Genomic DNA, 8909 nt, shown 5'->3' with positions numbered 1-8909 from the left:
CCGCGCGCCGGGCATCGCGGCGGCGCGCGCGCGTCCACCTTCATGCCGCCTGTCGGAGCCCATGGCCGCGCTGTTTCCCCCCGTGCCGGCCCATGCTACACGGGCCGCCCGCCGCGCGCAGGAGGCGTCGCGCGGCGCCGCTCGTTTTCCGCCTTCCGCTTGCCCCGAGACCGCCCGTGACCGAGACCGTCGTCACCCGCTTCGCGCCGTCGCCCACCGGCTTCCTGCACATCGGCGGGGCGCGCACCGCGCTGTTCAACTGGCTCTACGCCAAGGCGCAGGGCGGCAAGATGCTGCTGCGCATCGAGGACACCGACCGCGCGCGCTCCACCGACGAGGCGATCGACGCCATTCTGGACGGGCTCAAGTGGCTCGGCCTCGACTGGGACGGCGATCCCATCTTCCAGTTCGCCCGCGCCGGCCGCCACCGCGAGGCGGTGGAGCAGATGCTGGCGTCGGGCCGCGCCTATCGCTGCTACGCCACGGCGCAGGAGCTGGAGGAAATGCGCGCCACCGCCATGGCCGAGGGCCGCCCGCCCCGTTACGACGGCCGCTGGCGGGACCGCCCGGCCTCCGACGCCCCCGCCGACCGCGCCCCCGCCATCCGCCTGCGCGCCCCGCAGGAGGGCGAGACGGTGGTGGACGATCTGGTGCAGGGCCGCGTGGTGATCCCCAACAAGGATCTGGACGATCTGGTGCTGCTACGCTCCGACGGCACGCCCACCTACATGCTGGCGGTGGTGGTGGACGACCACGACATGGGCGTCACCCACGTCATCCGCGGCGTGGACCACCTCACCAACGCCGCCCGCCAGACGCAGATCTACGAGGCGCTCGGCTGGTCCGTGCCGAAGATGGCGCACATCCCGCTCATCCACGGGCCGGACGGCGCCAAGCTTTCCAAGCGCCACGGCGCGCTCGGGGTCGAGGCCTATCGCGAGATGGGCTTCCTGCCCGCGGCGGTGCGCAACTATCTGGCGCGCCTCGGCTGGAGCCACGGCGACGACGAGATCTTCTCCACCGAGCAGGCGATCGAATGGTTCGACGTGGGCCAGATCGGCCGGTCGGCGGCGCGGTTCGACATGGCCAAGCTGTCGAACCTGAACGGCCATTACATGCGCGCCACGCCGGACGCGGAGCTGCTGGCGGCGCTGAAAGCCGCGCTGCCGCACCTGCCCGGCGGCCCGGAGGCCGCGGCGCGGCTCGACGCCACCGGGCGCTGGCCGGCGCTGGAGAGCGCCCTGCCCGGCCTGAAGGAGCGCGCGAAGACTCTCGTGGAGCTGCTTGACGGCGCACGCTTTCTGACCGACGAGCGCCCGCTGGCGCTTGAGGCCGCCGCTGAGGCGCTGCTGACGGACGACGCCCGCGCGCTGTTGGCGCGGTTGCTGCCGCGGCTGGAGGCGCTGCCGGACTGGACGGCCGCCGGGGCGGAGGCGGAGGTGCGGACGCTGGCGGAGGAGGCGGGCGTCAAGCTCGGCGCCCTCGCCCAGCCGCTCCGCGCCGCGCTGACCGGCCGCAAGACCTCGCCCGGCATCTTCGACGTGCTGGTCGCGCTCGGGCGGGACGAGAGCCTGGCGCGTCTCCGGGATCAGGCCAAATTGTGAACGAAAGCTGAGTACGGAGGCCTGCCCAACGGCGGCGCGAGCCCTATTTGCGCCGCAGCAAGACTTGCGATACGCCAAAAGCACGCCCTCCTAAAGTCGCCCCGGCTCCAGGCTGTGAGTCCGCGGACGACCCCGCCCGAGGGCCATCAAAAGCGCAAAGCTCGAGGGGCATCTCACATGGCCGAAACGACCGGAAAGCTGAAGGTTGGAGCCTCGGAGCTCGATCTGCCCATTCGACAGGGCTCGGTCGGTCCTGAGGTGCTTGACATCCAGAGCCTGTACAAGCATACGGGCCTGTTCACCTACGACCCCGGCTTCACCTCAACGGCGAGCTGCGAGTCCAAGATAACCTACATCGACGGCGATGAAGGCGTGCTGCTCTACCGCGGCTATCCCATCGACGAGCTGGCCGAGAACGGCGACTTCCTCGAGACCTGCTACCTGCTGCTGCACGGCGAGCTGCCGACCTCGGCCCAGAAGGCGGAGTTCGACCGGCTGGTGACGCGCCACACCATGGTGCACGAGCAGATGTCGCGGTTCTATTCCGGCTTCCGCCGCGACGCCCATCCGATGGCGGTGCTGTGCGGCGTGGTCGGCGCGCTGTCGGCCTTCTACCACGACTCCACCGACATCACCGACGCCGCCCAGCGCGATATCGCCGCCATCCGCATGGTCGCCAAGATCCCGACGCTCGCGGCCATGGCCTACAAATATTCGATCGGCCAGCCCTTCGTCTATCCGCAGAACGCGCTCGATTTCTCGTCCAACTTCCTGAACATGTGCTTCGCCGTGCCGTGCGAGGACTACAAGGTGAACCCGGTTCTGGCGCGCGCTATGGACCGCATCTTCGTGCTGCACGCCGATCACGAGCAGAACGCCTCCACCTCCACGGTGCGTCTCGCCGGCTCCTCGGGCGCCAATCCGTTCGCCTGCATCGCCGCCGGCATCGCCTGTCTGTGGGGCCCGGCCCATGGCGGCGCGAACGAGGCCGCGCTCAAGATGCTGTCGGAGATCGGCACGCCGGACAAGGTCGACCAGTACGTCAAGAAGGCCAAGGACAAGAACGATCCGTTCCGTCTGATGGGCTTCGGCCACCGCGTCTACAAGAACTACGATCCCCGCGCCAAGATCATGCAGAAGACCTGCCATGAGGTGCTGAAAGAGCTCGGGATCAAGGACGATCCGCTGCTCGAGGTGGCGATCCAGCTTGAGCAGATCGCGCTCAAGGACGACTACTTCATCGAGAAGAAGCTCTATCCGAACATCGACTTCTATTCGGGCATCACCCTGAAGGCCATGGGCTTCCCCACCGACATGTTCACGGTGCTGTTCGCGGTCGCGCGCACCGTCGGCTGGGTCGCCCAGTGGAAGGAGATGGTGGAAGATCCGTCGCAGCGCATCGGCCGCCCGCGCCAGCTCTACACCGGCGCGTCGCTGCGCGACTACGTGGCCATCGACCAGCGCCGCTGAGCGGCGCGACGGGGCCGAAACGCTCCCGACATGAAAAAGGGCCGGCTCACCGCCGGCCCTTTTTCATGCGTCGATTGTCATGCGCCGATGATCCGGCCGAGGGCGGCTCGCGGCCGCTCAGACGCGCTGGCCGGTCCAGGTGACGAGGCCGGTCAGCACGCGCTTCAGGGCCTGATCGAGCGCCTGCGTGGCGGAGGGGCCGGTCACGGCGCCGGTCAGCGGCTGGCGGGCCTGGAACACCTCGCCGGCGACGATCTTGCCGGTCTTGTCGTTGGTGATCTTGGCGGTCAGCTCCACCACCGCCTCGCCCGTGGCGGCGTCGATCTGGAAGGCGCGCACCTCCGTGACGAGCTGGTAGTCCACCGACAGCCGATCGCCGGGACGCCCGACGCTGCGCAGCCAGGCGGCGTTCTCGTAGGATTCGATCATCCGGGCCTGCAGCAGCTTCGGCAGCCGGTCGGACCACTGCGACTTCGGCAGGTAGGTCACCTGCCCGCCGTTCGGCTTCACCACGATGCGCTGGCCGTCGATGACGGCGACCGCCACCGGCTCGGCCACCACCAGCACGCCGCGGCGGACGCCGCCGCGCGGCAGGTCGGACGGGGCGGTGAGGTCGTAGGTGGCGTCCGGCGAGCCGGCGATCAGGCTGGAGCAGGCCGACAGCTGGAGGCCGAGCGCGACCGCCGCGGCTGCGGCGAGAACGGTCCTGAACGGGGTGCGGGCCAAGGCTCTCTCCGGGGTCGAAGGAAACGGAACGGCGCGGATCATCGGCCGCGATACTCGGGCACGCCGCCGGAGCCGCCGAACAGGAACTGGCGCGGGTTGCGCTCCAGATTGCGCAGCACGCGCTCAAGCTCGCCGAGCGTGCGCCGGCCGTCGGCGGCGAAGCCCTGCAGGTCGCGCACGCCGGAGCTCGACAGCTTGTTCACGCTGGCGGAGATGTCGGCGGTGCGGCCGTCGAGCTTCAGGGCCAGCTGGCGGATCGCCTCGGAGGTCTTCTGGAAGTCGGCGATCGCGCCCTGCGTCTGGTCGGAGCCGATCACCCGCTGGGCGTCGGCGATAACCGCGTCGAGCCGGTCGGCGGTGCCGGTCAGGCGGCCGGAAATCTGCTTGGCGTCGGCCATGATCTGGTCGACCGTCTGGGAGTTGCGGCCGAGCGCCGCGGTGAACGCGCCCACGTTGTCGACCGCCGCGCGCACCTTCTCGCCGTCGATCGCGGAGAGGATGCGGTCGGCGCTCGCCACCGTGCGGTTGATGGTCTGCCCGTCGATCGAGGTGGCGAGGCCGGTGAAGCCGTCCACGGCGCGGTTGATCTTTTCGGCGTCGATCGCCGCGATGGCGCGATCGGCGTTGCGGGCGGCGCTCTCCACCGAGTTCAGGGTGTTGGTCACCTTGTTCGGGTCGATCGAGTCGAGGATCGCCGAGAAGCGGTCCACGGAGGCGGACACCTTGGTGGAGTCGATCGAGGTGATCATGTTCTGGACGCCGGCCAGGATGCCGTCGACGCGGGTTCCGGACTTGCGCAGCTCCTCCGCCAGCGACGCCACGTCGCCGAGCGCCTTCTGCACCTGCGGCGCGCCGTCCTTCAGCGCCTGCGAGAAGGCGACGACGTTCGACATGGTGGCGTCCACCTTGTTCACGTCCACGGCGCGCACGAGGTTCTGCACGTCGGTGACGAGCGGCACCAGATTCTCCGCCAGCGCGCCGATCTGCCGGGCCGCGACGCCGGTGTTCTGCATGAAGGTCTTCAGGTCGTCGGAATTGGCCGCGAGCGCCGCAGTGAACTGCTCCACGTTCTGAAGCGAGCGCTCCACGGAGCCGCGGCTGTTGCCGACGAGGCCCTGGATGTCGGCGAAGGTGATCTGCGCCTTCTCCAGCACCGAGCGCGCGCCCTCCAGAATGTCCTGGAACGCGGAGGGTTCCGCCACGATCACCGGCGCGTTGTTGGGATCGCCCTCGGTGGTCGTCACGCGGGGCAGCGGCTCGGAGGACTGCGAGCCGCCGGCGAGCTGCACCACCGAGCCGCCCGTAAGGCCGGTGATCTCCAGCCGCGCCTTGGTGTCCTTGCGGATCGGCGTGTTTGTGAACACCTCGATGCGCGCCACCACCTTGCCGGGGTCCTGCGGATCGAAGTTCAGGTTGGTGACGTCGCCGACGCGGATGCCGTTGAACAGCACCCCAGAGCCGGGCGTGAGGCCGGAGACCGCGCCCTGGAACTGCACGCGGTAGATGGCGCGCGTGCGCTCCTGCCCGGCGGAGGTGAACCACCACACGAACAGCGCGGCGCCCGCCAGCACAAGCAGCGTGAAGGCGCCGACAAGGGCGTGATTGGCGCGGGTCTCCATGGGTCCGTCTCCTCCCGCGCGTCAGGCGGCCGTGGCGCCGATGCCGGCGGCGCGGGCGCGCTCGCCGCGAAAATACTGCTGCATCCAGGGATCGTCGTTCTTGACCATCTCGGACATGGGACCGACCGCGAGCGCCTTGCCGCCTTTCAGCGCGCAGATGCGGTCGCAGGCGGTGGTCAGACTGTCGAGGTCGTGGGTCACCATGTAGACGGTGAGCCCGAGCGAATCCCGAAGCGTCATGATCAGCTTATCAAAATCCGCGGCGCCGATGGGGTCGAGGCCAGCCGTCGGCTCGTCGAGGAACACGATGTCCGGATCGAGCGCCAGCGCCCGCGCCAGCGCCGCGCGCTTGATCATGCCGCCGGAGAGTTCGGACGGATAGCGGTCCGCGGCCTCGGGCTTCAGCCCCACAAGGTCGATCTTCAGCCGGGAGATCTCGTCCCGGAGCTTCGGCCCGAGCGAGGTGTGCTCGCGCAGCGGCATCTCGATGTTCTGCTTCACGGTCTGGGACGAGAACAGCGCGCCCTGCTGGAACAGCACGCCCCAGCGCTGCTCCACCGTGAGCCGCTCCTTCTCCGTCGCCTTGTCCAGATCGACGCCCAGCACCTCGACCCGGCCGGAGCGCTTCGGCAGCAGCCCGATGACCGCGCGCAGCGTGACCGACTTGCCCGCGCCGGACGGACCGACGACGCCGAGGATCTCGCCCTTGCGCACGTCGAGGTCGAAGCCGTCGATCACGTTGCGGTCGCCGAAGCCGACCACGAGGTTCTCAACCCGGATGACCAGTTCGTGGCCGTCGGCCTCGGGGAGCTTGGCCATGCTCAGATCCCCATCGCCGCGAACAGCATGGCGAACACACCGTCGAGCACGATCACCACGAAGATCGACTTCACCACCGACGACGTGGTGCGCGCGCCGAGCGATTCCGCCGAGCCCTTCACCTTCGCGCCCTCGGTGCAGGCGATGAGGCCGATCACCACCGCCATGAAGGGCGCCTTCACGATGCCGACCATGAAGGTCTGGAACGTCAGCGCGTCCTTGAGGCGCTGCAGGAAGGTCACCGGCGTGATGTCGCCATAGGCCCAGGCCACCAGCCCGCCGCCGAGCAGCGCCGACATGGAGGCGAGGAAGGACAGGAGCGGCATGGCGATGACCAGCGCCACGAGGCGCGGCATGGCCAGAATCTCGATCGGATCGAGGCCCATGGTCTTCAGCGCGTCGATCTCCTCGCGCATCTTCATCGAGCCGATCTCGGCGGTGAAGGCCGAGCCCGAACGGCCGGCCACCATGATGGCGGTGAGCAGCACGCCAAGCTCGCGCAGCACCAGAATGCCGAGCAGATCGACCACGAACAGCGTGGCGCCGAAGTTCTTGAGCTGGAAAATGCTCTGCTGCGCCACGATCGCGCCCACAAGGAACGAGATCAGCGCCACGATCGGCGTCGCCGCCAGCCCCACCCGCTGCAGATTCGCGACCGTGGAGGTGAAGCGGAAGCGCCACGGCGCCCGGAGCAGCCGCAGCGTCGCCATGGTCACGGCGCCGAGGAAGCCGACGCCGAGAATCACGTCGTCCTTCAGCGAGGCCACGCCGGCGCCGAAATTGGCCAGCATCGCGAACAGCGGCGACTCGTTGCGGCCCTTCGGGGCCGGCTCCTGCCCGCGCCCGTCCAGCGCGTCGAGCAGGCGCTGGTGCTGGGGGCTCGCGCCGTCGAGCCGCGCCGTGGCGCCGGCGCTTTCCGCCTGCTCCACCAGCCGCCGCAGCAGCACCGCGCCCACCGTGTCGAGCCGTCCGAGCCCGGACAGGTCGATCGTGAGCGCCTTGCCCCGGGCGTCGCGCAGATCGATCCGGTCGACCTGCCGCGCGAGTTGCTCGCCGCCCAGCGCCGTCCAGTCGCCGAGCGGCTTCAGCACCACCCCGTCGTCGTTCCGCTCTGTCTTGAAACTGCCGGACGTGGCTTCAGCCTGCACGGGAGGTCGCTGGTGCTCCGGAACGTGGGCTCGCCTTGCGGCGCACAAAGTCGGTTCGTATTACTAGAGCGTAAATGGCGCTGTCGAGGCGATCCACGATTAAGGACCAGCGCATGGAGATCGCGAAGCCCTATCTGTTGTTTCTGGGCGACGCCCCGGACGCCCTCGCCGCTAAGACCGCGGCCGGCGTGGTGGACTGGCGGCGGGACTGGTGCGTCGGCCAGCTTCGCCTGCCCGGCTGCAAGGCGGATGTGGGGCTGCCCGATCTCGACGTGGCCGGCGCGGTGGCGGCGGGCGCGAAAACGCTGGTGATCGGCGTGGTGAACGCCGGCGGCGTGCTGCCCGAGCACTGGATCGACCAGATCGTGCTGGCGCTCGAATCGGGGCTCGACGTGGCGAGCGGGCTGCACGGCCGGCTCTCGAGCTTCCCCCGCATCGCCGAAGCAGCCAAACGCCATGGCCGCGCGCTGCACGACGTGCGCCACGCGAGCGAGCGCTTCGCCACCGGCAAGGGCGTGAAGCGCCCGGGGCGCCGGCTGCTCACGGTCGGCACCGACTGTTCGGTCGGGAAGAAATACGCGGCGCTGGCGCTGGAGGCGGAGATGACGGCCCGCGGCCTCGACGCTGAGTTCCGCGCCACCGGCCAGACCGGCGTGCTGATCGCGGGGCGGGGCGTGGCGGTGGACGCGGTGGTGGCCGACTTCATCTCCGGCGCCGCCGAATGGCTGACGCCCGCCGCCGACCCCGCCCACTGGGACGTGGTCGAGGGCCAGGGCTCGCTGTTCCACCCGTCCTTCGCCGGCGTCACGCTCGGCCTGCTGCACGGCGCCCAGCCGGACGCCTTCGTGGTCTGCCACGAGCCCACCCGCACGACCATGCGCGGCGTGCCGCATCCCCTGCCCTCCATCGGACAGGTGATCGAGGCGACGGTCGCCGCCGGCCGCCTCACCAATCCCGAGATCCGCTGCGTCGGCCTCGCCATCAACACCTCGGCCCTCGACGAGACCGAGGCCCGCGCCACGCTGGACGCCGCGGCCGCCGTCCACGGCCTGCCCGCCAGCGACCCCGTCCGCTTCGGCGTCGGCCCGATCGTCGACCGCCTGATCGCCACGTTCCCGTGACGGCGTCAGCCTCTCCCCACGCCCGCCACTTCCTTGTCCCGGGCTTGACCCGGGACCCAGAAACACGAACGGCTGCCGCTCCCACCGGCATGAACGCCGCGCCCTTCCCGAATACGCCCGCGTGTCTGGGTCCCAGGTCACGCCCGGGACAAGGGGAGGTCGCCTGATGTCGGTTCAGCTGTCCGCCCGCATGGAGCGCTGGCCGGTCGCCGGGGCGTTCACCATCGCCCGCGGCTCGGTGACCGAGGTGACGACGGTGGTGGCGGAGATCACGGACGGGCCGTTCCGGGGCCGGGGCGAGTGCCGCCCCTACGCGCGCTATGGCGAGACGCCCGAGGGCGTCGCGGCGGCGATCGAGGCGCTGGCGGGCGCTGTCGCGGGCGGGCTCGACCGCGCCGCGCT

At 70.1% G+C, this 8909-nt stretch carries 7 protein-coding genes and 1 pseudogene; 4 read left to right on the top strand and 4 right to left on the bottom strand.

Annotated features, from left to right (window positions below):
* Positions 1-176 precede the first annotated feature (176 nt).
* On the top strand, positions 177-1604 hold the full coding sequence (gene gltX / locus ACFQ4O_RS12305; protein ID WP_378775985.1) for a glutamate--tRNA ligase: 1428 nt from the start codon (positions 177-179) through the stop codon (positions 1602-1604).
* 177 nt (positions 1605-1781) lie between these two features.
* Entirely contained in the window at positions 1782-3074 is a 1293-nt protein-coding gene (gltA, locus tag ACFQ4O_RS12300) for a citrate synthase (protein ID WP_378775984.1), read from the top strand.
* Between the two features lie 117 nt (positions 3075-3191).
* Here gltA and ACFQ4O_RS12295 read toward each other — a convergent pair whose 3' ends face one another.
* Genes ACFQ4O_RS12295 through ACFQ4O_RS12280 form a run of 4 tightly spaced genes read right to left on the bottom strand, consistent with a single transcriptional unit; the run spans position 3192 to position 7386 of the window.
* The gene (locus ACFQ4O_RS12295; RefSeq protein WP_378775983.1) at positions 3192-3800 is read right to left on the bottom strand and encodes an ABC-type transport auxiliary lipoprotein family protein; all 609 of its coding nucleotides are present in this window, start codon (positions 3798-3800) and stop codon (positions 3192-3194) included.
* 38 nt (positions 3801-3838) lie between these two features.
* The gene (locus tag ACFQ4O_RS12290) at positions 3839-5419 is read right to left on the bottom strand and encodes an MlaD family protein (protein WP_378775982.1); all 1581 of its coding nucleotides are present in this window, start codon (positions 5417-5419) and stop codon (positions 3839-3841) included.
* A gap of 21 nt (positions 5420-5440) precedes the next feature.
* Positions 5441-6238: an ABC transporter ATP-binding protein gene (locus ACFQ4O_RS12285; RefSeq protein WP_378775981.1), complete on the bottom strand. Its 798-nt coding sequence runs from the start codon at positions 6236-6238 to the stop codon at positions 5441-5443.
* 2 nt (positions 6239-6240) lie between these two features.
* Complete coding sequence (locus ACFQ4O_RS12280) at positions 6241-7386, bottom strand: MlaE family lipid ABC transporter permease subunit (protein WP_378775980.1); 1146 nt, start codon at positions 7384-7386, stop codon at positions 6241-6243.
* Positions 7387-7499: 113 nt separating this feature from the next.
* Between ACFQ4O_RS12280 and dgcN the strand changes: the two genes are divergently transcribed.
* Complete coding sequence (dgcN, locus tag ACFQ4O_RS12275) at positions 7500-8507, top strand: N-acetyltransferase DgcN (protein ID WP_378775979.1); 1008 nt, start codon at positions 7500-7502, stop codon at positions 8505-8507.
* Between the two features lie 166 nt (positions 8508-8673).
* Positions 8674-8909 (top strand): annotated as a pseudogene (locus ACFQ4O_RS12270) (dipeptide epimerase); the annotation flags it as partial.

Origin of the sequence: Methylopila musalis (genome assembly GCF_042679725.1) — a bacterium.
GTDB lineage: Bacteria > Pseudomonadota > Alphaproteobacteria > Rhizobiales > Methylopilaceae > Methylopila > Methylopila musalis.
Note: the sequence above shows the minus strand (reverse complement) of the source record. Positions and strands in the feature narration are given on the sequence as shown.